Source organism: Ruegeria sp. HKCCSA071, from assembly GCF_017872555.1.
Classification (GTDB): domain Bacteria; phylum Pseudomonadota; class Alphaproteobacteria; order Rhodobacterales; family Rhodobacteraceae; genus Ruegeria.
Genome location: NZ_JAEDOX010000001.1, coordinates 1,502,069 through 1,524,859, shown reverse-complemented (window position 1 = coordinate 1,524,859; position 22,791 = coordinate 1,502,069). Strand labels below are relative to the sequence as shown.

Here is a 22,791-nt window from a genome sequence, read left to right as displayed (position 1 = left end):
ACCCGGCGACTTCCCCCAACACCTCAGCCCGTCAAAACAAAAACGGCCCCCGTAAACCGGAGGCCGCTGCATTCATTCATCTGGTTCAGCTTGCTGCGATCAGGCCCATGCTTTCCAGCTTCAGCAGCACCTGATGGGCGCAGTTGTCAACCTCGACATTCTCGGTCTCGACACGCAATTCAGGGTTCTGAGGCACGTCATACGGGTCCGAGATGCCGGTGAATTCCTTGATCTTGCCTTCGCGGGCCAGCTTGTACAGACCCTTGCGGTCGCGCCGCTCACACTCTTCGATGGTGGTCGCAACATGCACTTCGCAGAAAGCACCAAACTGCTCGATCTCTTCGCGCACCGCGCGGCGCGTGGTGGCATAGGGTGCGATAGGGGCGCAGATGGCGATGCCACCGTTCTTGGTGATCTCGGATGCGACATAGCCGATCCGGCGGATGTTCAGGTCGCGATGCTCTTTCGAGAAACCCAGTTCGGAGGACAGGTTTTTCCGCACGATATCGCCATCCAGCAACGTGACCGGACGGCCCCCCATCTCCATCAGCTTGACCATAAGCGCGTTGGCGATGGTGGATTTGCCCGAGCCCGAGAAGCCGGTAAAGAACACGGTAAAACCCTGCTGGCTGCGTGGCGGCTTGGTCTTGCGCAACTCTGCCACCACTTCGGGAAAACTGAACCATTCGGGGATTTCCAGACCCTCGGCCAGACGGCGGCGCAGCTCGGTGCCCGAGATGTTCAGGATCGTGACATTGTCCTTATCCAGAATCTCGTCATTCGGCTCGTATTGCGCGCGCTCCTGCACATAGACCATGTGCTTGAAATCGACCATCTCGACGCCGATCTCGTCCTGGAACTGGCGGAACAGGTCCTGCGCGTCATAGGGGCCATAGAAATCTTCCCCGGCCGAGTTCTTGCCCGGACCCGCGTGATCGCGGCCCACGATGAAATGGGTGCAGCCGTGGTTGGCGCGGATCAGCCCGTGCCAGACCGCCTCGCGCGGGCCAGCCATGCGCATCGCCAGATTCAGCAGGCTCATCGAGGTGGTGGACGCGGGATACTTGTCCAGCACCGCCTCATAGCAGCGCACGCGGGTAAAGTGGTCCACGTCGCCCGGCTTGGTCATGCCCACGACGGGATGGATCAGCAGGTTGGCCTGCGCTTCCTTGGCGGCGCGGAAAGTCAGTTCCTGATGCGCACGGTGCAGGGGGTTGCGGGTCTGGAAGGCCACGATCCGGCGCCAGCCCAGCTTGCGGAAATAGGCGCGCAGCTCGTTCGGCGTGTCGCGGCGACCGCGGAAGTCATAGTGAACAGGCTGCTGGATGCCCACGACGGGGCCACCCAGATAGACCTTGCCCGCCACATTGTGCAGATAGTTCACAGCCGGGTGGGCATCGTCATCGGCACCAAAAACCTTCTCGGCCTCGCGCGCCTTGTTCGGGGTCCAGCGGTCGGTCACCGTCATGGTGCCCAGGATCACGCCTTCCTGATCGCGCAGCGCGATATCCTGACCCAGTTCGATCTTGTCCGCAAAGTCTTCGCTGACGTCCAGCGTGATGGGCATCGGCCATAGCGTGCCATCAGCCAGACGCATGTTTTCGACGACATTGTCGTAATCGGTCTCGCTCAGGAAACCTTTGAGCGGGTTGAAACCGCCGTTCATCAGCAGCTCCAGATCGCAGATCTGGCGCGGGCTCAGATCCCAACTGGTCAGGTCGGCGGCTTCGACCTTCAGTTTCTGGGCCGAGTCATACGACACATAAAGTTCGGGAATGGGGGCCAGATTGCTTAACATCGTCATCTGAATACTCTTATCGCAGTGTTGTGTTGCCAGTGATTCAAGGGCGTTTTCGGGGCATTTGCACCGACTGTCGCGCGAAGTCCACTGGCGTCAATGAAACAAAGGACGATATGCGCTGATTTCTCGCGGATTGGAAGGAATTTCCAACTCTGAAATCAAAATGATGATCTGGTTCCCCTGGGCGTAGATAATCCGATCATGCAGGGTATGACTGTTCCTGTTTTTGCGTGTGCGGCGCAAGCCTGGACGCACGGGTGACTGGCAGGGCAGGAATCGGATCGGCAACGCCGCGCAACTGGAACAACCGTATACCCTCCGACGGCAGGTCCATGCCCGCGGCCTTCAACACCTCTTGTGAGACCAGCAGTTCGACCCCCAACGCCTTGGTTTCGCTTTCCAGTCGGCTGGCCACATTGACGGCGTCGCCAATGATCGTTCTCGCGGCATGTCCCTGCGCGCCAATCTCTCCCAGCACCAGATCCCCAAGGTGCAGGCCCATTCCGATGCGAATGCCAGGGCTGCCTTCGGCCTCAAGCTGCTCGTTGAACCGGTCGAGGGCATGGCTGATATCTATCGCAGCCTTCAACCCGGCGCGGGCGGATGCGGCTGCATCGGGTTTTTCGAAAACCGCCAGCAACCCGTCTCCCATGTATTTGTCCACGACACCTCCGTCCTTGGTGATGGCAGGCACGACGGCGTCGAAGAACCGGTTCAGCAGGAACACGATATCATAGGGCAGCTGACCCGTCGTGCGGGCGGTAAATCCGCGCATGTCCAGAAACAGTACGGCCAGTTTTCGTTCCTGCCCCTGACTGGCATGTCCGCGAATGCGCCCGCCATCCGGTTGAAAAACGCGGAAAACGGTGGTCGGTTCTGTCGGGCGGATTTGGCAGGCCAGCCGTGTCTGCGGTGAGGCGCCAACAGCGGCCAGACTGCGGGCCTCGACATCGCCGGGCGGGGGCAGGGCGCTGGAGCCCTCTTCAACGATGACGCGGCAGGTGGTGCAACGGCCCTTCCCGCCGCACAAGGCCGCATGGGGCACACCGTGTGCCTGCGAAATCTCAAGCAGGGTCATGCCCTTTTCGGCATCCACCTCGGGCCCGCTGCTGTAACTCACCCGCACCGCATGCCTGCGCCGCCACAGCTTGCGCCCGATATACACAAGACCCGTGGCCGCCAGGGCAAGCCAGAACGCCAGAAGGGCATTATCCTTGACGGTGAACATGGTCTGAAACGCCTCGGGCGAGGGCCAGTTGTAATGCTCGATATATTGTTCCCGCAAAAACTCATCCGCGAAATCCAACCAGATGCGGCGACCCTCGGTCAGCAGACCGGCCAAAGCGAACATGGGGATGAAGACGGCGACACCGATCAGATAGGGTACGGCGCTGGACCACCATTTTGTCAGCCGTAGCCACATATGCAGTCCGATACAGCCATGCACCCAGACGATCAGCAACAGTGCGCTTTGCATCCAAATCACGGTGCTGGGCCACATCAGGATGATGATGTACCCCATCTCGTCATTGACGTCATAGATCTCGTGCGCGACCCGCGTCTGGATGACATGCGAGATCAGCTGCAATGGTATCAGCAGACCCAGAACCACCTGCAACGCCGTGCTGAACGGCATGCGCAGGGTCCGGCGCTGTGCGATCGAGGCCAGCGCCAGACCGGCATGTGTGAACAGCGCTGCATAAAGCAGCACGCTCAAAAGGATGTGCCGCGTCACCGCTGTTCGACCGTCCTGCATCCCGTGCAGATAATCGGTGTGAAACAGGCCCATCCCGATGTTGATAAAATGGAAGAAAGCGAAAGCAAACAGAACCAACCCGCTGCCGATCCGAAGCCGGGTTGCCCAACCGCCACGCCACAAAGCGCTCTTCAAGAATACCACCTGTATCGCTGTTCGCCGTGGTTGGACTTTGCGAGGACGTTCGCGGTCAGGTCAAGGCTTCGGGTGCAAATCTAGGCCTGCCAGTGGGTGGCGGGGTGTTGGGATTGAATTGATATCTTGTCCGCACAAAACAGCACCAGATGGCTGAGGTCAGGGCGCGAGCGCGAGCTGTAGATCAAGCCGTCCGCCCCCAGTGCCCGCGCTTTATCTGAAAAAGACCATGTCGGGGAAGGGGCCCCCGTCGCGCGAATATCCTGCCAGATCACCGAGGCTGCCGTCTGCCCGCGGTAGTCCGCCAACCGCGTGTTTTCCACCAGAAACCTTTGAACCACCCGGTCGGGATCATCCCTCGAGACGTAGCGACGGATGGCGACCGAAGCGCCTTCGGCGCTGAGCGAGGCATAAAGCCCGAACTGTCCGGAATGGTGAAAGCGCCCCACGGGCGCACGGGCAGGCAGCAATGGGGTCGCTGCCTGCGACGCAAACAGAATTCTCCAGACAGGGCCAGAGAATTCAAGCATGTATCAGTCCTGTTCGGCCAGGAACCGTTCGGCATCCAGTGCTGCCATACAGCCCATTCCGGCGCTTGTTACCGCCTGACGATAGACATGGTCGGTCAGATCGCCTGCTGCGAACACGCCGGGAATCGATGTTTCGGTGCTGCCCGGTTTGGTGACGACATAACCACCCATATGGGTTTCCAGCGTGTCCTTGAGCAACTCGTTCGCAGGGGCGTGGCCGATGGCGACAAAGACGCCCTTGCACGGGATCTCGGTGATCTCGCCGGTTTTGACATGTTTGACCCGAACACCTTCAACGCCCAAAGGCGCATCGGTGCCGATCACTTCTTCCAACTGGTGGAACCACAGCGGTACGATCTTTTCATTCTTCAACAGGCGATCCTGAAGGATTTTTTCCGCCCGCAACTCATCGCGGCGGTGGATCAGGGTCACCTTGCTGGCGAAATTGGTCAGGAACAGGGCCTCTTCCACGGCTGTGTTGCCGCCGCCAATCACCACGATTTCCTGCCCGCGATAGAAGAACCCGTCACAGGTGGCGCAGGCCGAGACGCCAAAGCCCTTGAACTTCTCTTCCGACGGCAGACCCAGCCATTTCGCACGCGCGCCGGTGGCCAGAATGACGGCGTCCGCCGTGTATGTGGTGCCGCTGTCGCCCTTGGCGGTGAAGGGGCGCTTGCTGAGGTCCAGATCGCTGATGATGTCGCCGATCACCTCACATCCCATGGCCTTCGCATGGTCCTGCATCCGCACCATCAGGTCCGGGCCCTGCACCTCGGTGTCGCCGGGCCAGTTTTCGACCTCGGTCGTCGTTGTCAGCTGACCACCGGGTTCGATGCCCTGTACCAGAATGGGTTCCAGCATGGCGCGGCTTGCATATACGCCTGCGGTGTATCCTGCGGGCCCCGACCCGATGATCAGAACCTTGGTGTGTCGTGTGTCGGCCATGGTGCCCCCGCTCGAATTGCCTGAATTGGGCCCGCGGCCCGTCGCCCCGATATAGCGACCGACCGGCCCGGCTTAAAGCCCCTTACTGTTCAGGCCCTCTCGGGCAGGGGCGCCCCGGGTTCACCGGGAGAAGGCGAAAAGGAAACAAAGAAAATTGCGCATCTGCGAAACATTATTGCGCGCGTGTGGGGTGCTGATATAAGAACCGAAAAATCAGGAGCATTTGATGGTCACGACTCGGCTGGATGATATCGATCGCAAGATTCTGGCGGAACTGCAGGCGGACGGTCGTATGACCAATGTCGAGCTGGCAAAACGGGTCGGAATCTCGGCCCCGCCCTGTCTGCGCCGGGTGCGCACACTCGAAGAATCCGGCTTCATCACCGGCTATCACGCCGAGGTCAACTCACGCGAGTTGGGGTTCGAGGTCCAGGTATTTGCCATGGTCGGTCTGGACAGCCAGGCCGAAGTCGAACTGCGCGCATTCGAAGGCCGCTGCCGCGAATGGCCATTGGTCCGCGAATGCCACATGCTGAACGGCGAAGTGGACTTCATCCTGAAATGCGTCGCACCTGACCTGAGCAGCTTTCAGCAGTTTCTGACGGGCGAGTTGCTGACCACGCCAAACGTGGCCAGCGTCAAGACATCGCTCGTTATTCGCGGCGCAAAAGACGAGCCAGGCGTGCCGTTCGACGTTCTGGAAGAACGTATGAACCGGACGGCGTAACGCCAACACGTTTTGGTTGCGCGGTGATTGGTGGCAACAGTGCTGCCACCGCAAGGGATAGAACCCAACTTATTACCAGCTGCATGATGCCCCCCATAATGCAGTAATCACAATCATGCTCAGGCCGTCATCGCGTCAATCTCACCATCTCCGGCGCGCGGCATCAGCAGCGGGCCGAAATCGTTCAGCGACTCGATATGCGCGAACAGGTTCAGATAGATCGACCGAAGCGAGTGGCTGATCATGCGAACCGCATTCACACCTGGATGATATGTTTCGAACTGTAATCCATCTACGCGAATAACGGAATGGCGTTTTAAACAAATGTGAAACAGTTCAACGGGGGTCGGCGGCATTGTTTCAATGACACCCATCCCGTCCTGAAATTCGGACACGGGTGTAAGAATCGGCTGCCCCCCATGCAGGTGCCGCAAATGCGCGGGTGTTCCCACGATTCGCGCCGCCGGGCCGGCAATGACACCCGACATTGGCTTTTGCATCCCGAACGTATCCGCCATGATCCGCGTCAGCGGCCGCGTCCGGCCCCGCGAATCCACGCGTCCGGGGATCAGAGTGACAGATCCCTTCCACAACACGGTTTCCGATGCGCCATCCTGCGTCAGGACCGTATCCCCCGGCATCAGATCCTCGATTGCCATCGGTCCATGTTCCGTTTCTACCAAAGATCCACGTGTGAAGGCGCAAAACGCGTCTTCAAACATTGGCAAGGCGGGCGCAATGTGGCGGGTCTGAACCACATCTCCGTTCCTCAACAGGCTGCTGACCTCATAGCGGCGCAGCTGGGCTTTTGGCTTGGAAACCGGCCGCGGTGCGTCCCGCAGCATAACAGACGTTTCGATTGCATTTCTGGCCGCGCGGGCCAGTGAATTTGGAATAGTCATTAATATTCCGTCCCCTCAAAATGTTCGGTCAGGCGCGGCGTACCCCCGTACAGACCCGCCCGGCGAACTGGTTCTTTGCCTTGAAACAAATGGGTGACCCTCGGGCGGCGACCGGTACGGTCCCGCATTGCGACTAAATCTCGCTTTCCAATGGTCAACACATTGACCCCCCAGACAAACTCGTACTTCACGGGCGAAATTGCCCGCACACACAACTCCGAAAAAGCCACGAACCCCTCGCTCGTGACGCGCGATACATCAGGCCGGAGCAAACCTGATACGCGTTGACCCAAATAAGACCGGCAGCTTGGTCTCTGGGTTTTCTGTCTCAGCGTCGTGCCGCGATGCGGCTGGCGACCCTGACAGAATTGCTTGTTACCCGTTTCCACGGCATTTCCAGGTCCTGGTCCCGAGTGGCGGCGACCATGGCTTTCAGAAAGCGTGATTTGGTTTTCATTTTCTGGTCCTGCTCTGAACGGGGATTTCCTCCCCATGTCCTCTGTAAACCTTTTGTGACGCGCGTTTGCGGCAGGGATAAGGCTTATCCGGGAAGATTTGCGGACAGAAAGATGAAGTCAGATGGACCTCCCACTCAACACGCCAGCGCCCGATTTTCGAACGTCAGATAACGATCTGATGACTGGCAAAAACTCGTTACGATTCTGATGCCCAATCAACACAAAAAATGTGGCGGAAAAGTGGCAGGGCACCTAAATCTGGACGAAGATCACAATCTTATGACGGAAATCAGCCGCCCGTAATCGACCTCGTTCGCGTGTGTTGACCGGCGATAGGAATAGAACCTGTCGGGGTCGGAATAGGTGCAGTGCCGGGTCCACTCGGCCTGTCCGATTCCCGCCTGCCGCAGCCGGTGCAGCCCGAAGGCGGGTAGATCAAATTGCAGGCGGTCACTTTCACCATTGGCAAAAAAGCGGCTGTTGTCCGGCGAATCCGCAAGGAACGCGTCCAGAAACTCTGGCCCCACCTCGTACGCGCGCTGCGAAATACTGGGTCCGATCACGGCGCAGATATTGCTGCGGTCGGCCCCCAGCGCCTCCATCGCGTCCAGCGTTGCCTCCAGAACACCGTCCAGCGCGCCGCGCCACCCGGCATGGGCGGCACCGATCACATGCGCATCGGGATCGGCGAACAGAACCGGCTGGCAATCGGCCGTCAGGATCGTCAGGGCCAGACCGGGTGTTGCTGTGACAATGGCATCCGCTTTGGGCTTTTCACCTTCAACCGGGGCTTTGACTGTCAGAACCGTTGGCGAATGAACCTGATGTACCGCGACCATTGCCTCGGGGTCCACCTCCATCGCGTCGGCCACCCGCCGCCGATTCAGCGCGACAATCTCGGTTTGATCCGAGGACCCCTGACCACAGTTCAACCCGCTGAAAATTCCTGAAGACGCGCCGCCGCGACGGGTAAAGAACCCATGGCGAAATGGCGACAGCAGGTCCGAGGTCAGAATTTCCAGCGTCATGGTTCCAATCCTGGTGGTGGGGCGGCATAGGCCGGGAAAAGGCCCATCACCTTGAACAGATTTCCCATTTCATCAGGATGCGTCAACCGCCGATGCGCGGCAATCAGCGCATCCAGCTCGGAACCGCTCAGCGCCTTGGACAGGGCTTGCGCGCGGGCGGTGATCCCCAGCCGTTCAAGGAAGAGGCCCTGCGGTGTCAGGCGCGTATGCCTGCACCCACAGGCGCGGGTCGCAACGGCCAAAGGCTCAAAATCCAAATGCGCGGTCAAATCGGCCTGACCGGGCGATACCAGAGGATCGGAATGTTCGTGGTTTTGCAGGGCCTGCAAGGTATCGCCCAGCGAATGCCAGTCACCATAATCCACAATCAGCGCCGCGCCGCCATGGCTGGCGATCCGTCCTGCGATCACGGTTAGAATCGGAATTGCAGCAACACACAGTTCGACCAGATCACCGTCCTTGGTGTCCGACAGCCTGTCATTCAACGCCACCTGCGGCCCGATTGCGCCCAGTCCGAAAGTCAACCCACCGTCACGCTCACCCACCAGACGCTCGCGCCAGCCCGTACCGTCACGCTGAAACTGGCGGATGGGCAGGGCATCAAAGAACTCGTTGGCCACCAGCAACAGCGGCTGGTCGGGCAGGTCGGCGATCGTTGCAATCCAGACCGCGTCGTAATCCTTCAGCGTTGCCGCCTGCACCTGTTTCAATACAGGCGATGCTTCAACCAGTACAACCTGCGCTGCCTCGTGAAATCCGGGTACTGACCGTGTGGCGCGCAGAATATCGGCCATCAGGGTACCACGCCCCGGCCCCAGCTCGCATAGGGCAAACGGTGCGGGCCGACCCTGATCCATCCAGCTCTGCGCAAGGCATAGCCCGACCAGCTCCCCGAACATCTGGCTGATTTCCGGCGCTGTGGTGAAATCCCCTGCAACCCCCAGCGGATCACGGGTCGTGTAATAGCCCAGCGTCGGATGCAGCAGGCATTCTCCCATGAAATCTGCCACGCTCATCGGTCCATCCTGCCGGATGCGGGCGACCAGATGATCGGTCAGGCTCATGCCGCCTGCCGCCGCGCACGCAGGGCAAACCACAGACCAAGCGCGATCATCGGCAGCGACAGGAACTGCCCCATGGTCAGCCCGTACCCGCCCACATGCCAGGCCAGCCCCAGCGGATTGCCGGGCGATACGAACTGCGAATCCGGCTGGCGAAAGAACTCGACGATAAAGCGCGACGCGCCGTAGCCCGCAAGGAACGTCCCCATGACTAGGCCCGGTGTGCGAAAACCGCCGCGCCGATAGACCAGCCACAGCAGTACCGCCCCCAGCAACACACCCTCCAGCGCGGCCTCATACAGCTGCGACGGGTGCCGGGCGCACATGCCTGCGACCACGCCGGGGCAATCCTGCGCAGCATATCCAGGAAAGATGACAGCCCAGGGCCGCTCGCTCGGGCGGCCCCACAGCTCGGCATTGACGAAATTGGCCAGCCGCCCCAGCAGCAATCCGGGCGGAACGGTGTAGGCGACCAGATCCCCCAGCGACAGGGCGGGGATACGGTGCCGTCGTGCAAACAGGTACGACGCAAGGATCACGCCCAGCAATCCGCCATGAAAGGCCATGCCGCCTTGCCAGACCTTCACGATCTCCAGCGGGTGCGACAGGTAATAAGCCGGTTGATAGAACAGCACAAAGCCCAGCCGCCCACCCAGAATCACACCCAGAATGATCCAGGTGACCAGATCCTCCAGCTGCTCGGGCTTCATCGGCGGGCCATCCGCAGGCCAGAGCGCTGGGCGGCGCAACGCCACAACAGCCAGCCGCCACGCGATCAGGATGCCCGCGATATAGGCCAGCGCATACCACCTTAACGCGAACTCCATCCCGAACAGCGGGATCGAGAACAGTTCGGGCGACAGATCGGGGAAATTCAGAACAGCTTGCATGTGCGTCTCATTGCCCGGGGTTTGCAGGTCAAGTCAACCTTGAGCCCGCGCCATTCTTTGCCCATATACAGGTAAACCGCGAGATCGGAGAACAGATATGCAGACCCGCAACAAAATCCTGGATGACGTGTCCCAACTGATGACCAACGCCATGGGCGTGGCGCAGGGCGCGCGGGAAGAGGCTGAAAACGCGATGAAGTCGATGATCGACCGCTGGTTGGCCGACCGCGATTTCGTCACCCGCGAAGAATTTGACGCCGTGCGCGCCATGGCCCAGAAGGCACGCGAGGAAAATGCGGCACTCGAAGCCCGCATCGCCGCGCTCGAGGCGAAACTGGACAAATAACGCCCCGGCGCTCCCTGTTTCCACAATTTTCGGACAAAGCATAACGCCGCGCAATCCAGCCCGGATTGTGCGGTGCTGTGTATTCTGACGTGTCGCAGAATTTATTCAAGACAAAGCTGACTCTGGCGCCAATATTTTGATCGCCGTTGCCTTCTGTCCACAACTTATTGCTGTTATCCCCAATAATTAGGGTTGCCAGAACTTACGCCACATCGCACCATATTTAGTACAGGCCTATGGGGGAAGCCCGGTTTGTAGAGCAGGCAACTAGCGCTGGGGCGCTGCCAGCCCCGAAATGCTAGAGATTAGTGAGGTGGCATTATGGCCCTTTCCGAGCAGTATCTCGAAGAAGACATTCATCCGATCGACATTGTTGAGCATCTGGCCGAACATCACGACTGGGATTTTGATCGCATTGGGGACGATCAGATTGCCATGGCCGTTGAAGGGCAGTGGCGCACCTACTCGATCACGCTGGCCTGGTCCAACTATGACGAAACGCTGCGCATGGTGTGCAGCTTCGAAATGGAACCACCGGCCGACCGTGAAATGCAGCTCTATGAGCTGCTCAACAAGATGAACGACCAGTGCTGGGTAGGCGCGTTTACCTATTGGGCAAACCAGAAGCTGATGGTCTATCGCTATGGTCTGGTCCTTGCAGGCGGGCAAACGGCCAGCGCTGACCAGATCGACACGATGATCAATGCCGCCGTCATGAGCGCCGAGCGGTACTACCCCGCGATCCAATTGGTGACCTGGGGTAACAGAGGGCCAGAAGAAGCCATGCAAGTGGCCATTGCAGAGGCCTACGGCCGCGCGTAAACCTTTGCCCCGAACCGATATGTAAAGCGGGAGGGGCAAATGGACATGACGCGAGTGGCCGAACAGGGGCTTGTGCTTCTGGGGTGCGGAAAGATGGGGTCCGCAATGCTGGCGGGATGGCTGGAACACGGCCTTCCGCCAGCTTCCGTTTGGGTCATCGATCCCTTTCCGTCGGATTGGCTGAAGGCGCAGGGCGTCAATATCAACGCACCGTTGCCCGAATCTCCCGCCGTGGTGCTGGTTGCGGTCAAACCGCAGATGATGGGCGAAGCCCTGCCTGCCATTCAGGCGCTGGGCGGCGGGTCCAGCCTGTTTATTTCGGTTGCAGCTGGCACCTCGATTGCGGCCTTCGAATCCGTTCTGGGCCTTGACACCCCGATCATTCGCGCCATGCCCAACACGCCCGCCGCCATCCGTCAGGGCATCACGGCACTGATCGGCAACGCACACACCTCCGAGATCGACATGGAGCAGGCCGAAAACCTGCTGGCGGCAGTGGGCCAGACTGTTCGCCTTGAGGATGAGGCACAGATGGACGCCGTCACCGGGCTCAGCGGGTCCGGCCCGGCCTACGTGTTCCATCTGATCGAAACCCTGGCCGCTGCGGGCGCGGCGCATGGCCTGCCTGCCGAGCTTGCGATGAAACTGGCCAAGTCCACAGTGGCCGGTGCCGGGGCGCTGGCCATGGCGTCCGACGAAGACCCGGCGCAGCTGCGCATCAACGTGACCTCTCCGAACGGCACCACACAGGCCGCGCTTGAGGTGCTGATGCACCAGGAAACCGGCTTTCCCGACCTGCTGCACCGTGCCGTCAAGGCCGCAACTGACCGATCCAAGGAGCTCTCGCGTGAGTGAAATTTCGTTCGACGACTTTCTCAAGGTCGATATTCGCGTGGGCGAGGTGATCCGCGCCGAACCCTATCCCGAGGCCCGCAAACCCGCGATCAAGATGTGGATCGACTTTGGGGACGAGATTGGCGAGCGCAAGACCTCGGCCCAGATCACCGCGCATTACGATCCGGCCACTCTGGTCGGCAAACAGGTCATGGCCGTCGTCAACTTCCCTCCACGCCAGATCGGCAAGTTCATGTCCGAGGTTCTGGTGCTGGGTCTGCCCGATGACAACGGCGAGATCGTTTTGATCGGCCCTGACGGTAAGGTACCAACCGGCGGGCGGATGCACTGATGAAACTGCTGATCACGCGTCCGATGACACCGGCAGTCGAATCGCGCGCCCGCGCCGATTTCGATGTAACCATCCGGGAAAACACCCTGCCCATGGCGCGGCAGGAGATGCTGGCCGCTCTGGCCGGATACGACGTCGTTGTGCCGACATTGGGCGATCAGTTCTCTGCTCAGGTCTTTGCGGATGCCGGTCAGCCGCGTTGCAAGCTGCTGGCCAATTTCGGTGTTGGCTTCAACCATATCGACGTGGATGCCGCACGCGCGGCCGGGGTTGACGTAACCAACACGCCCGGCGCGGTCACCGATGCCACAGCCGATATCGCCATGACCCTGCTGCTGACCACAGCCCGGCGGGCCGGTGAGGGGGAGCGGCTGGTGCGATCGGGTCAGTGGCAGGGCTGGCACCCGACGCAGATGCTGGGCCATCATGTGACCGGCAAGCGCGTGGGCATTGTCGGCATGGGCCGCATCGGACAGGCCATCGCGCGCCGCTGTCATTTCGGGTTTGCCATGCAGGTGGCCTATCAGTCCCGCAGCGCCAAGCAACTGGATTTCCCGGCGGAATTCACACCTGACCTTGAAACACTCGCCGCTTCGGTCGATTTCCTTGTGCTTGCGGTTCCCGGCGGTGCGGAAACCCGCCACCTGATCAATGCGCAGATTCTTGAGGCGATGAACCCCTCGGCTATTCTGGTCAACATCGCCCGTGGCGAGGTGGTGGACGAGGTCGCGCTGATCACGGCGCTGCAAACCGGTCAGATCGCGGGGGCGGGGCTGGACGTCTACGAATTCGAACCCAAAGTGCCGCAATCCCTGTGCGAAATGGAAAACGTCACCCTGCTGCCCCATCTGGGCACTGCCACCGAAGAGGTGCGCAGCAGCATGGGGCACATGGCGCTGGATAACGTGGCGGCCTTTGTCGCGGGCAGGGCGCTGCCCAACCCGGTCTAGTCGCCGACCGCCTCACGCCAGTGTTTGCGGCAGAGCGAGACATAGGTCTCGTTGCCACCGATCTGTACCTGTGCCCCTTCAGTGATGGCCTTGCCGGTCTCGTCGCGACGAATCACCATCGTGGCCTTGCGGCCGCATTCACAGATCGTGCGCACTTCGCGCATTTCGTCGGCAAGGGCCAGCAGGGTGGCGGAACCGGGGAACAGCTTGCCCTGAAAATCCACGCGCAGACCATAGGCCAGCACCGGCACATCCAGATCGTCCACCGCACGGGCCAGTTGCCAGACCTGCGCCTCGGACAGGAACTGTGCCTCGTCGATGAAAACGCAGGCCACGGAACCTTTGTCCAGCCGGGACCGGATCATGGCGAAGACATCATCTTCGGGTGTGAAAGTGTCAGCGTGCTCCGATATGCCGATGCGCGATGCAATCCGCCCCGCACCCGCCCGCCCGTCAATGGCGGCGGTCATCAGGTAGGTCTGCATGCCGCGCTCGCGATAGTTGTGCGAGGCCTGTAGCAACACGGTCGACTTGCCCGCGTTCATGGTGGAATAGTTGAAATACAGCTTTGCCATGGCGCGGGTCTAAAACGCCTGACGAAAAGGAACAAGAGAGCAAAGGGATGTAAGAAGCGACGTCGCCATTGCGTGTGCAGAGGCCGAGCTGGGCTCGTAGGGGATGGAACCCCCGCGTCTGCAACAGCGACGCCGTCGGCCAACATGTGGCCAAAACAAAGCAAGGCCCAACAATACCGCCCTGCAATCACTCTTTACCGGCTTGAACTGCCGCCACTCACTCACAAAATCCCCCGCTTATCTGAGGGATAGTCAATGTATGACATTTCAATTATGACTCAGGTATGGGAAATTTCCCGACGCTTTCCCCGGTTTGGACATCGGGCGGGCGTTTGCAGGTAACAAAGGTAAATCAATGGCAGATATCGGGGCCTATCTGAAGAAACACACAGAAGCGCTGGTCAAAGATGTCGGAATAGAAGCTGCTTGTGAAATTACAGGAAAATCCAAGGCGACTCTGGGCCGGTATTACTCGGACAACGCAGAACACGCGGACAGGTTTATGCCTGTGGATGCGGTGGCCCGGCTTGAAAACGCAGCAACTTATCCGCATGTGACATCCGCGCTGGCGGATCTGAAAAACATCACCCTGTCCTACAGCGAACGCAACACCGAGGAATCACGCACAGGCGGTGTGAATTCGGATGTCATCGCGCTCAGCCAGCGGTTTGCAATGCTGATGACGGAATATCAGGCCGCAATCGAAGATGGCATCATCACGGTGAACGAAGCCAAAAGGCTGCTGAAAGAAACCAGTTTGCTTCAGCAGGTCCTGATTGAAATGAAACTGCACCTGGAAGAAGAAAGCGTCAGCTAGGCCTGATTGCGGACCGTTACCGGCCAAATTCCGCCTGCCCGGATTGCAGCAGATATCGTGCGCTTTGCGGCATGATCACCAACCGGACCCTGTGCCTCAATTCAGTCATGTCTTTCCGATAAGCTGCGGCGCAGGCAAGATCGTCAAGGGCAGTAAACCATGCAGAAAATGCAGGGAAATTACAGCGTTCTCGCAGACCGTATGGTTTGGCGGTCGTTCCTGTTTGTCTATGCGCTTTTTCTGGCCACGGTGCTGTTTGGCGCTTATCAGGAAGGCCCTGATGACGCGATGCGCTGGGTCATGGTACAGGACCTGCTGGCGGGGCAGGGCTGGTTTGACGCCTATCAGCATCGGCTGGGGCCCGGTGGCGGCACGCTGATGCACTGGTCCCGGCTTGTCGACGCGCCGATCGCCGGGATCTACGCGCTGTCCGCGATCGTCGTGCCACCCGACAGCGCCTTGCAAGTGACCGCGTTTGTCTGGCCAGTGCTGCTGGCGGGGCTGACCCTGTGGACCTTCGCCGTCACTGGCGGCGCTTTGGGCGGGCGCAATGGCGCGATTTCGGCACTGGTCGTCGGTGTGCTGACGCTCGAACATTATCGGAAGTTCGACTATTTCTCGTTTGACCACCACAATGTTCAGATTCTGCTGTTTGCAGCGGCCCTCATGTTCTTTGTCCTACGCAAGGCCAAACCCTCTGCTGCGGGGTGGCTGGGTGTCTGTCTGGCCCTTTCGGTGTCCATCGGAACCGAATCAATCGTGCAGGTCGCGATTATCGCGGTGTTCCTTACGATTGACTGGATCGTGACCGGCGCAGCCGCCCGCCGCCGCACCATGGTGTTTGGAACCGGGCTGGCGCTGACCCTGTTTCTGGTCAGCGTTGCAACAACGGGACGTCAGGGCTTTCTGTTTCCAAGCTGCGATGCCCTGACGATCAGTGTGGCCCTGCCGGCCGGGATCGCGGCCCTGTGCCTGTGTGCAGCAGCCTGGGTCGGGTCGGGTTGGTCCCATTGGGGGCGCTTCGGCGCGTGTCTAGCGATTGGCGCTGTAACACTTGGCTGCGCTTACGCATTTGCGCCCTACTGCCTTGAAAACCCGATTGCGAACCTGCCTCAGGACATGCGTGACTTCTGGCTCAGCCAGGTTGCCGAAGCGCAGAATATCACCGTTGTGCTGGAACTGCATTTGGGCGAGGCTGCGGCCCTGATCGCCATGTCCGTCATCACAGCGGTTGCAGCGTTGTTCTTTGTCCGACAGTCACAAGACAAAATGGACTATCTTCTGTTTCTGGCGCTGATTGTGACCGGGTTTTCCATGTTTCTGTACCAGTCCCGGATGATGACGTTTCTGGGCGTGTCCCTTGTGGCTGTTCAGGCTCAGATGCTGCGCGCCCTTTACATCAGTTACAGAACCCATGGTCGCACGCTTTCCGGCCTGGCTATGGTAGGCTTTGTTGTCTGCGTCTCGCCAAAGATCGGCATCAGCGTGGAAAAACAGCTGGGACGATTTGCGCGCCCCTCCCTTGCGGCACCTGCCGCCGAGGTCGCGCGGGTTTCGCAAAACGACGGCGCCGCCTGCAAGGCGCCCCAGGCTTACGCGGCCCTGAAAAACCTGCCAGCCGGCATGGTTCTGGTCGATTTCGATTTTGCGGCAGAGGTGCTGCGCTATACCAATCATTCGGTTCTGGCGGGCAATTATCACCGCAACCGGGCCGGAATTCAGGCGCAGATTGCGGTTTTGCGTATGGATGCGTCCCAGGCCGGTCCGCGTCTTGCTGCGCTGGGTGTAAGCTATGTGCTGATTTGCACCGCTACGCCCCGTACTGAATTCTGGGACTGGGCGTCTCAGGGGCGCGGGCTGCAATCCCAACTGGCAAAGGGTGAAACCCCCGCCTATCTCAGCCGGATTGATGGTGGGGAAGGGGCCGCGTTTCAGGTTTTTCAGTTGGCTGCCGATTTCTAGGCCGTCAGCGCGTTGCGGAATGCCGATCAGGCGTGACGCTTGACGATCACCGATCCAACCGAATACCCGGCCCCAAAAGAACAGATCAGCCCCAGATCACCCTCTTGCAGATCGTCAGAGTATTTCGAAAACGCAATGATCGACCCTGCGGATGAGGTGTTCGCATAATCCTGAAGGATATTGGGTTGCTCGCCCGCCTCGGGTTCGCGGCCCAGAACCTTCTTGCCGATGAAATCGTTCATCGTCTTGTTGGCCTGATGCAGCCACAGGCGTTTGAGGTCGGTATTGCTGACCCCTTCGGCCTCCATATGGTCGCTGATATGCTTGCTGACCATCGGCAACACTTCCTTGAACACCTTCCGGCCGTTCTGCATGAACTGCATGTCGCGGCGGTCAATCACACCATCGGGGCGCGACCGGCGCAGGAACCCGTTATTGTTGCGGATATTGTTGGAAAAGGCGGTGGCACAACGTGTCGACAGGATTTCGAAATGCGGGCCTTTTGCGTCTTCGATCCGCTCGATCAGCGTTGCCGTTGCCACATCGCCAAAAATAAAGTGACAATCCCGGTCGCGCCATTCCAGATGGCCCGAGCAGATTTCAGGGTTCACCACCAACGCCGCGCGCACCGACCCAGACCGCACCATATCCGCCGCCGCCTGAATGCCGAACGTGGCCGAAGAACAGGCGACATTCATGTCAAAGCCAAACCCGTCGATGCCCAGTTCCTGCTGAATCTCGATTGCAATCGCCGGATAGGCGCGTTCATGGTTCGAGGCCGCGCAGATCACCAGATCGACATCCGCCGCCGTACGCCCCGCCTGCGCCAGCGCCTTCTTGCAGGCATCCACTGCCATCTCGGTCATGATCCCGGGCTCGTCATCGCTGCGCTGGCGCAGCGTCGGGTGCATGACGTCCGGGTTCAGCACCCCGGCCTTGTCCATCACATAGCGGTTCTGAATGCCCGACGCCTTGACGATGAACTCTTCCGAGGAATGCTGCATCGCCTCCATCTGCCCGGCTGCGATGGCCTCGGCATTCTTCGCGTTCTGCTTGTCGGCATAAGCGTTGAACGCTTCGACAAGCTCGGCGTTGGTGATGACGTTTTCCGGCGTGAAGACACCGGTACCGGTGATGGCGGGGGTATACATGGCGGGTCCTGAATGTTTCGGATTCGCCCAAAATGCAGTCATGGCGTGATTTGATCAAGATATGTTGACCCAAGGGAATTCTTTTCGGGGCACAGTTTCATATCTTGAATAGTTCAGAAATTGAAGTATATCGCCCCGTAACCCGCGCGGAGACCCCAATGCCAGACGATATCAGTGCCAGACTCGGCCGCCTCAGCCCCGAGATTCAGGCGATCATGGGCGTCTATGCTCTGTACTGGAAACTGGAAGAGACCTTCGACTGTATCGAAACAGACCTGAGCCACCCGGAATGCCACATGCTGATCAAGCTGGATCAGCCCAAGCGCATGGGTGTTCTGGCCGCCGATATGTTAAGCGTACCATCAACGATCACCGCCACAGCCGATGCCCTTGAAAAAGCGGGCTATCTGACGCGTCGGCGTGACCCCGAAGACCGCCGCGCCTGGTTGCTGGTGCTGACAAAGCAGGGCGAAGAGGCCCGCAACATGCTGGTCGCCGCCGCCGGGGACCTGTTTCACAGGGCCTCGGGCCTCAACGAACAAGAAACTGCCGAATTCGCGCGACTGGCGCGCAAAGTCCGCGACAACGTATTGAAAACGGGAATTCCCGAGGGATTGAAGAAATGAAACTCCTGACCTCTCTGGGCCTTGCACTGGCCATTCTGGCAACCCCGATTGCCGCTCAAGAGACCCCGAAACCGGTGAAACTCATGCAGGTGCGCGAAACCGCGCCCGGTTTCACGCGGCAGTTTTTTGGCCGCGTCGCCGCGCGCCAGACCGTTGATCTGGCCTTTCAGGTTGCGGGCCAGATTGTCGAAATGCCCATCAACGAAGGCTTCGTGATTCCCAAGGATGGCCTGATTGCCCGTCTGGATCAGGAACCGTTCGAGCTGCGCCTTGATCGGGCGCGGCTGCAAAAGGAGCAGGCCGACCGCACCGTTGCGCGCCTGTCGCGCCTGCGCGGTACAACCGCCAGCCAGGTGGCCGTGGACGATGCCGAGACCGAGGCGCAACTGGCCGCGATCGCCCTGCGCGACGCGGAATATGAACTGGAACACGCCACGCTGACCGCGCCCTTTGACGCGCTGGTCTCAAGCCGCTCGGTCGAGGCGTTTACCACCGTCTCGGCAGGCACGCCCATCGTCCGCATTCACGACATGTCCGAATTGCGCATCGTGGTCGACGTGCCCGAGATCCTGTTTCAACGCTCCGGCCAGACTGATCAAAGAACGATCACCGCCAAATTCCCTGCCAGTGACGAAGTCTTCCCGCTGGAAATCCGTGAATTCGACGCGGAAACCTCCAGCGTCGGTCAAACCTTCCGCATCCAGTTCGGCCTGACCCCGCCCGAGGGGTTGCTGATCCTTCCCGGCTCGTCCGTTACCGTCAATGTTCAGGTGCAGGACAACCGCATTGGCATCATCGTGCCAGCAACCGCTGTGATCGCCGACGCAAACGGCGCGCTGAACGTCATGGTGTTTTCCCCGGTCGGGGCGGATGAGGGCACCGTGCGCCGCGTCCCGGTGACCATCGAGCCCACGCAAACCGGCGATGTCCGGGTGCTGACGGGCCTGTCTGACGGGGATGAGGTCGTTGTGGCCGGGGGCGCTGTGCTGACGGATGGTCAGACGGTGCGCCGGTTTGCCGGTTTCGCGAACTGAGGGGCTGACAGATGAATATCGCCCGCGCCTCAATCGACCGGCCGCTTTACACATGGCTGGTCATCCTCATTGCCCTCATTGGGGGCATCTGGGGGTTCACATCGCTTGGCCGTCTGGAAGACCCGGCCTTTACAATCAAAAACGCGGTCATCGCCACGCAATACCCCGGTGCCACCGCCGAGCAGGTGGCGCTGGAAGTATCGGAACCGCTGGAATCCGCCATACAGCAGATGGGCGAGGTGGATGTCATCACCTCGGTCAATCAACCCGGACGGTCCCTGATCGAGGTCGAGATCAAATCGACATACGACGGCACCGAACTGCCTGCCATCTGGACCCGCCTCAGGGCCAAGGTGCGCGACGCCGCGCGCGGCCTGCCATCGGGCGTCGGCCAACCGTTTGTGAATGACGGGTTCGGCGACGTGTTCGGCCTGTTCTATGCGGTGACCGCCCAAGGGTTCTCGGACGCTGAAAAGCACGAACTGGCAACGTTCCTGCGGCGGGAACTGCTGACCGTGGACGGGGTTGCGGATGTCGAGGTTCAGGGCCTGCCGGACGAGGCGATCTTTGTCGAACCCGATCTGGCGATTTCCGTGAACCAGAATGTCCCGCTGCAAGCGATCAACCAGGCGATTGCCAATGCGGATTCGGTCAATTCCTCAGGGTCCTTGCGCTCTGATAACGACCGCACCACCATTCTGACGGCCGAAGGGTCGGACAGCGTGTCGGCCATTGCGGGCCTGTCTGTTGGTTCGCAGGGGCAGGTGATCAACCTCTTTGACATGTCCGATGTCTATCGCGCCCGTCAGAACGACCCCGACATCATTATCCGCTACAACGGGACCGAGGCTTTCACCTTGGGCATCGCGGGTCTGGCCACCGAAAACATTGTCGAGGTTGGCAAACGCGCTGACGCCAAATTTGCGGAGTTGAACACAAGCATTCCCTTCGGTGTCGAAATCCTGCCGATCTATCAGCAACATGTGGTGGTCGAACAGGCCTCGAACGACTTTCTCGTGAACCTTGCCATGTCGGTGGCCATCGTGGTCGCCGTTCTGGGCATCTTCATGGGCTGGCGCGCGGCCATTGTTGTCGGCTCGACCCTGCTGCTGACCGTGGTCGGCACGCTTCTGTTCATGTCGCTCTTTTCGATCGAGATGGAAAGAATCTCATTGGGTGCCCTGATCATCGCCATGGGGATGCTGGTGGACAACGCCATCGTTGTGGCCGAAGGGATGCAAATTTCCATGCTGCGCGGCCAGTCCTCGCGCGATGCGGCCGAAGATGTGGCATCAAAAACCCAGATCCCGCTGCTGGGTGCGACTGTGATTGGCATCATGGCCTTTGCGGGCATTGGCCTCAGCCCTGACGCAACCGGAGAATTCCTGTTCTCTCTGTTCGCCGTGATCGGCATTTCACTGTTGCTCAGCTGGGTTTTGGCGATCACCGTCACGCCGCTTTTGGGGCATTACTTCTTCAAACAGGGCAAAGCAGGCGAGATCGACGCTTATGGCGGCCTCCTGTTCCGCACCTATGGTGCGATCCTGCGCTTTGCGCTGCGCTTCCGCTGGCTGGTTGTTGCTTGTCTCGTCGGCGTAACCGTGGTGTGTTATGCCGGGTTTGGGCTGATGAAACAGCAGTTCTTCCCCAACTCCAACACGCCTTTGTTCTTTGTGCACTACAAACTGCCGCAGGGCACACCGATTGCACGAACCGCCGAAGACATGGCGGTGTTCGAAGAGTGGTTGGCAGCCCGCGACGACGTGGTCTCGGTCGCGACCTTTGTCGGCCAGGGGGCTACTCGTTTCATGCTGACGTATTCAGCCGAAAAGCCGAACCCCAGCTATGGGCATATGGTCATCCGCACAGCAAGCCTGGACGACATCCCGGCGCTGCAAGCGGATCTTGAGGCGTTTGGGTCCGTCCAATTCCCTGAAGGTGAGTTCGGCACTAAGCGCCTGGTTTTTGGCCCCGGCGGTGGTGATCCGATTCAGGCCCGGTTCTCGGGCAGCGATCCGGTCGTGCTGCGCCAGCTTGCTGATGAGGCAGTGCAGCGCATGGCAGCCGCATCCCCGAACGCGCTGCTGGTTCACCACGATTGGCGCGAACAGGAACTGGCGCTGCAACCGATCTATGCCACCGAACGGGCGCAGACAGCAGGTGTCACGCGCGAAGATATCGCCGCCACTCTGCAATTCTCGACCGACGGCATCACGGGTGGTGTGTTCCGCGAGCGCGACCGCTTAATCCCGATCATCCTGCGCCGACCTGCGGACGGAGATTACTCGATCGTCGATCAGGTCGTGTACTCGGACCAGTCGGAAAAGTTTGTACCAATTGAACAAATGGTGGATGGGTTCGAGTACAAAACGCTCAATACACTGGTTCATCGCCGTGATCGGGTTCTGACCATCACCGTCGGCGCCGACATCCCGCCCGACCTGACAGCGGCACAGGTCCACGCCGAAGTGCGCGATGCTATCGAGGCCATCGACCTGCCACCCGGCTACAAGATGGAGTGGGGTGGAGAGTTCGAAAACTCGCGCAAAGCACAGGCAAGCCTGGGCAGACAATTGCCGCTGAGCCTGCTGATCATGGTGTTGATCTCGGTCCTATTGTTCAACGCGATCCGCCAGCCGATCATCATCTGGCTGCTGGTGCCGATGTCCGTGAACGGCGTGGTAATCGGCCTGCTGGGAACAGGGTTGCCCTTCACCTTTACGGCACTTCTGGGCCTGCTCAGCCTGTCGGGCATGCTGATCAAGAACGGCATTGTTCTGGTTGAGGAAATCGATCTGGTCCGCGCTACCGGCAAGCCCCTGCGCGAGGCAATCATCGAAGCATCCGTGTCGCGTTTGCGGCCTGTCATGCTGGCGGCTGTCACGACCATTCTGGGCATGGCGCCGCTGCTCACGGATGCGTTCTTCGTCTCGATGGCAGTGACGATCATGGGCGGTCTGGCATTTGCCACCGTGCTGACAATGGTCGCGGCACCGGTGTTCTATTTGCTGTTCTTCGCCCGTGACGAACGAAAGAAAACGATGGAAGAACCTGCGTAAGGCATTGGAAACAAATAAAAGCCCCAGAGT

The 22,791-nt window shown here is 59.9% G+C and carries 22 protein-coding genes; 11 read left to right on the top strand and 11 right to left on the bottom strand.

Annotated features, from left to right (window positions below):
* Nucleotides 1–85 precede the first annotated feature (85 nt).
* From I9188_RS07530 to trxB, 4 genes are all read right to left on the bottom strand, one after another.
* Nucleotides 86–1,804, bottom strand: a complete 1,719-nt coding sequence (locus I9188_RS07530; RefSeq protein WP_209504774.1) for a bifunctional sulfate adenylyltransferase/adenylylsulfate kinase — start codon at nucleotides 1,802–1,804, stop codon at nucleotides 86–88.
* A 196-nt stretch (nucleotides 1,805–2,000) separates the two neighbouring features.
* Complete coding sequence (locus I9188_RS07525) at nucleotides 2,001–3,692, bottom strand: adenylate/guanylate cyclase domain-containing protein (RefSeq protein WP_209504773.1); 1,692 nt, start codon at nucleotides 3,690–3,692, stop codon at nucleotides 2,001–2,003.
* Nucleotides 3,693–3,772: 80 nt separating this feature from the next.
* Nucleotides 3,773–4,222, bottom strand: a complete 450-nt coding sequence (locus I9188_RS07520; protein WP_209504772.1) for an RES family NAD+ phosphorylase — start codon at nucleotides 4,220–4,222, stop codon at nucleotides 3,773–3,775.
* A 3-nt stretch (nucleotides 4,223–4,225) separates the two neighbouring features.
* Nucleotides 4,226–5,167 (bottom strand): thioredoxin-disulfide reductase, encoded by a 942-nt coding sequence (gene trxB, locus I9188_RS07515; RefSeq protein ID WP_209504771.1) that lies wholly within the window; start codon nucleotides 5,165–5,167, stop codon nucleotides 4,226–4,228.
* 226 nt (nucleotides 5,168–5,393) lie between these two features.
* Between trxB and I9188_RS07510 the strand changes: the two genes are divergently transcribed.
* Entirely contained in the window at nucleotides 5,394–5,894 is a 501-nt protein-coding gene (locus I9188_RS07510) for an Lrp/AsnC family transcriptional regulator (RefSeq protein WP_209504770.1), read from the top strand.
* A 119-nt stretch (nucleotides 5,895–6,013) separates the two neighbouring features.
* Here I9188_RS07510 and I9188_RS07505 read toward each other — a convergent pair whose 3' ends face one another.
* From I9188_RS07505 to lgt, 5 genes are all read right to left on the bottom strand, one after another.
* The gene (locus I9188_RS07505) at nucleotides 6,014–6,796 is read right to left on the bottom strand and encodes a Hint domain-containing protein (protein WP_209504769.1); all 783 of its coding nucleotides are present in this window, start codon (nucleotides 6,794–6,796) and stop codon (nucleotides 6,014–6,016) included.
* Between the two features lie 328 nt (nucleotides 6,797–7,124).
* Nucleotides 7,125–7,253 carry a hypothetical protein gene (locus I9188_RS20370; protein ID WP_280922374.1) on the bottom strand — a complete coding sequence of 43 codons (129 nt, stop codon included), beginning with the start codon at nucleotides 7,251–7,253 and terminating at the stop codon, nucleotides 7,125–7,127.
* A gap of 270 nt (nucleotides 7,254–7,523) precedes the next feature.
* Nucleotides 7,524–8,282, bottom strand: a complete 759-nt coding sequence (pgeF, locus tag I9188_RS07500; protein ID WP_209504768.1) for a peptidoglycan editing factor PgeF — start codon at nucleotides 8,280–8,282, stop codon at nucleotides 7,524–7,526.
* The gene (locus tag I9188_RS07495; protein WP_209504767.1) at nucleotides 8,279–9,346 is read right to left on the bottom strand and encodes an SAM-dependent methyltransferase; all 1,068 of its coding nucleotides are present in this window, start codon (nucleotides 9,344–9,346) and stop codon (nucleotides 8,279–8,281) included. The genes pgeF and I9188_RS07495 overlap by 4 nt, the downstream gene beginning before the upstream one ends.
* On the bottom strand, nucleotides 9,343–10,233 hold the full coding sequence (lgt, locus tag I9188_RS07490; RefSeq protein ID WP_209504766.1) for a prolipoprotein diacylglyceryl transferase: 891 nt from the start codon (nucleotides 10,231–10,233) through the stop codon (nucleotides 9,343–9,345). The genes I9188_RS07495 and lgt overlap by 4 nt, the downstream gene beginning before the upstream one ends.
* 97 nt (nucleotides 10,234–10,330) lie before the next feature.
* On the opposite strand from lgt, the gene I9188_RS07485 reads away from it, so the two are divergent.
* From I9188_RS07485 to I9188_RS07465, 5 genes are all read left to right on the top strand, one after another.
* Complete coding sequence (locus tag I9188_RS07485) at nucleotides 10,331–10,579, top strand: accessory factor UbiK family protein (RefSeq protein WP_050604795.1); 249 nt, start codon at nucleotides 10,331–10,333, stop codon at nucleotides 10,577–10,579.
* Between the two features lie 321 nt (nucleotides 10,580–10,900).
* A complete protein-coding gene (locus tag I9188_RS07480; RefSeq protein ID WP_209504765.1) occupies nucleotides 10,901–11,401 on the top strand; it encodes a YbjN domain-containing protein in 501 nt (166 codons plus the stop codon).
* Nucleotides 11,402–11,440: 39 nt separating this feature from the next.
* The gene (gene proC, locus I9188_RS07475; protein WP_209504764.1) at nucleotides 11,441–12,256 is read left to right on the top strand and encodes a pyrroline-5-carboxylate reductase; all 816 of its coding nucleotides are present in this window, start codon (nucleotides 11,441–11,443) and stop codon (nucleotides 12,254–12,256) included.
* Nucleotides 12,249–12,587, top strand: a complete 339-nt coding sequence (locus I9188_RS07470) for a tRNA-binding protein (RefSeq protein ID WP_209504763.1) — start codon at nucleotides 12,249–12,251, stop codon at nucleotides 12,585–12,587. The genes proC and I9188_RS07470 overlap by 8 nt, the downstream gene beginning before the upstream one ends.
* Nucleotides 12,587–13,537 carry a D-glycerate dehydrogenase gene (locus I9188_RS07465; protein WP_209504762.1) on the top strand — a complete coding sequence of 317 codons (951 nt, stop codon included), beginning with the start codon at nucleotides 12,587–12,589 and terminating at the stop codon, nucleotides 13,535–13,537. The genes I9188_RS07470 and I9188_RS07465 overlap by 1 nt, the downstream gene beginning before the upstream one ends.
* On the opposite strand, the gene I9188_RS07460 is transcribed toward I9188_RS07465, so the two are convergent.
* Nucleotides 13,534–14,112 (bottom strand): thymidine kinase, encoded by a 579-nt coding sequence (locus I9188_RS07460; protein ID WP_209504761.1) that lies wholly within the window; start codon nucleotides 14,110–14,112, stop codon nucleotides 13,534–13,536. The two genes, I9188_RS07465 and I9188_RS07460, sit on opposite strands and share 4 nt — an antisense overlap.
* Before the next feature lie 355 nt (nucleotides 14,113–14,467).
* Between I9188_RS07460 and I9188_RS07455 the strand changes: the two genes are divergently transcribed.
* The gene (locus I9188_RS07455; RefSeq protein ID WP_209504760.1) at nucleotides 14,468–14,929 is read left to right on the top strand and encodes a hypothetical protein; all 462 of its coding nucleotides are present in this window, start codon (nucleotides 14,468–14,470) and stop codon (nucleotides 14,927–14,929) included.
* 159 nt (nucleotides 14,930–15,088) lie between these two features.
* Nucleotides 15,089–16,891, top strand: coding sequence for a hypothetical protein (locus tag I9188_RS07450; RefSeq protein WP_209504759.1), 1,803 nt, complete (start codon nucleotides 15,089–15,091; stop codon nucleotides 16,889–16,891).
* Between the two features lie 26 nt (nucleotides 16,892–16,917).
* Here I9188_RS07450 and I9188_RS07445 read toward each other — a convergent pair whose 3' ends face one another.
* Nucleotides 16,918–18,042 (bottom strand): beta-ketoacyl-ACP synthase III, encoded by a 1,125-nt coding sequence (locus I9188_RS07445; protein ID WP_209504758.1) that lies wholly within the window; start codon nucleotides 18,040–18,042, stop codon nucleotides 16,918–16,920.
* A gap of 158 nt (nucleotides 18,043–18,200) precedes the next feature.
* Between I9188_RS07445 and I9188_RS07440 the strand changes: the two genes are divergently transcribed.
* From I9188_RS07440 to I9188_RS07430, 3 genes are read left to right on the top strand one after another with little or no spacing between them, the layout of a single operon-like run.
* Nucleotides 18,201–18,668 (top strand): MarR family transcriptional regulator, encoded by a 468-nt coding sequence (locus tag I9188_RS07440; protein WP_209504757.1) that lies wholly within the window; start codon nucleotides 18,201–18,203, stop codon nucleotides 18,666–18,668.
* Nucleotides 18,665–19,702 carry an efflux RND transporter periplasmic adaptor subunit gene (locus I9188_RS07435; protein ID WP_209504756.1) on the top strand — a complete coding sequence of 346 codons (1,038 nt, stop codon included), beginning with the start codon at nucleotides 18,665–18,667 and terminating at the stop codon, nucleotides 19,700–19,702. Before I9188_RS07440 ends, I9188_RS07435 begins: the two co-directional genes overlap by 4 nt.
* 11 nt (nucleotides 19,703–19,713) lie before the next feature.
* Nucleotides 19,714–22,761 (top strand): efflux RND transporter permease subunit, encoded by a 3,048-nt coding sequence (locus tag I9188_RS07430; RefSeq protein ID WP_209504755.1) that lies wholly within the window; start codon nucleotides 19,714–19,716, stop codon nucleotides 22,759–22,761.
* Nucleotides 22,762–22,791 lie beyond the last annotated feature (30 nt).

What these genes read in the sequence shown, in the direction of transcription:
- I9188_RS07480 (WP_209504765.1), top strand. Translation starts at nt 10,901, where the DNA reads ATGGCCCTTTCCGAGCAGTATCTCGAAGAAGACATTCATCCGATCGAC.
- I9188_RS07465 (WP_209504762.1), top strand. Translation starts at nt 12,587, where the DNA reads ATGAAACTGCTGATCACGCGTCCGATGACACCGGCAGTCGAATCGCGC.
- I9188_RS07510 (WP_209504770.1), top strand. Translation starts at nt 5,394, where the DNA reads ATGGTCACGACTCGGCTGGATGATATCGATCGCAAGATTCTGGCGGAA.
- lgt (WP_209504766.1), bottom strand. Translation starts at nt 10,233, where the DNA reads ATGCAAGCTGTTCTGAATTTCCCCGATCTGTCGCCCGAACTGTTCTCG.
- I9188_RS07460 (WP_209504761.1), bottom strand. Translation starts at nt 14,112, where the DNA reads ATGGCAAAGCTGTATTTCAACTATTCCACCATGAACGCGGGCAAGTCG.
- I9188_RS07435 (WP_209504756.1), top strand. Translation starts at nt 18,665, where the DNA reads ATGAAACTCCTGACCTCTCTGGGCCTTGCACTGGCCATTCTGGCAACC.
- I9188_RS07485 (WP_050604795.1), top strand. Translation starts at nt 10,331, where the DNA reads ATGCAGACCCGCAACAAAATCCTGGATGACGTGTCCCAACTGATGACC.
- I9188_RS07530 (WP_209504774.1), bottom strand. Translation starts at nt 1,804, where the DNA reads ATGACGATGTTAAGCAATCTGGCCCCCATTCCCGAACTTTATGTGTCG.
- I9188_RS07495 (WP_209504767.1), bottom strand. Translation starts at nt 9,346, where the DNA reads ATGAGCCTGACCGATCATCTGGTCGCCCGCATCCGGCAGGATGGACCG.
- I9188_RS07520 (WP_209504772.1), bottom strand. Translation starts at nt 4,222, where the DNA reads ATGCTTGAATTCTCTGGCCCTGTCTGGAGAATTCTGTTTGCGTCGCAG.
- I9188_RS07430 (WP_209504755.1), top strand. Translation starts at nt 19,714, where the DNA reads ATGAATATCGCCCGCGCCTCAATCGACCGGCCGCTTTACACATGGCTG.
- pgeF (WP_209504768.1), bottom strand. Translation starts at nt 8,282, where the DNA reads ATGACGCTGGAAATTCTGACCTCGGACCTGCTGTCGCCATTTCGCCAT.
- I9188_RS07505 (WP_209504769.1), bottom strand. Translation starts at nt 6,796, where the DNA reads ATGACTATTCCAAATTCACTGGCCCGCGCGGCCAGAAATGCAATCGAA.
- I9188_RS07440 (WP_209504757.1), top strand. Translation starts at nt 18,201, where the DNA reads ATGCCAGACGATATCAGTGCCAGACTCGGCCGCCTCAGCCCCGAGATT.
- proC (WP_209504764.1), top strand. Translation starts at nt 11,441, where the DNA reads ATGGACATGACGCGAGTGGCCGAACAGGGGCTTGTGCTTCTGGGGTGC.
- I9188_RS07445 (WP_209504758.1), bottom strand. Translation starts at nt 18,042, where the DNA reads ATGTATACCCCCGCCATCACCGGTACCGGTGTCTTCACGCCGGAAAAC.
- I9188_RS07455 (WP_209504760.1), top strand. Translation starts at nt 14,468, where the DNA reads ATGGCAGATATCGGGGCCTATCTGAAGAAACACACAGAAGCGCTGGTC.
- I9188_RS07450 (WP_209504759.1), top strand. Translation starts at nt 15,089, where the DNA reads ATGCAGAAAATGCAGGGAAATTACAGCGTTCTCGCAGACCGTATGGTT.
- I9188_RS20370 (WP_280922374.1), bottom strand. Translation starts at nt 7,253, where the DNA reads ATGAAAACCAAATCACGCTTTCTGAAAGCCATGGTCGCCGCCACTCGG.
- trxB (WP_209504771.1), bottom strand. Translation starts at nt 5,167, where the DNA reads ATGGCCGACACACGACACACCAAGGTTCTGATCATCGGGTCGGGGCCC.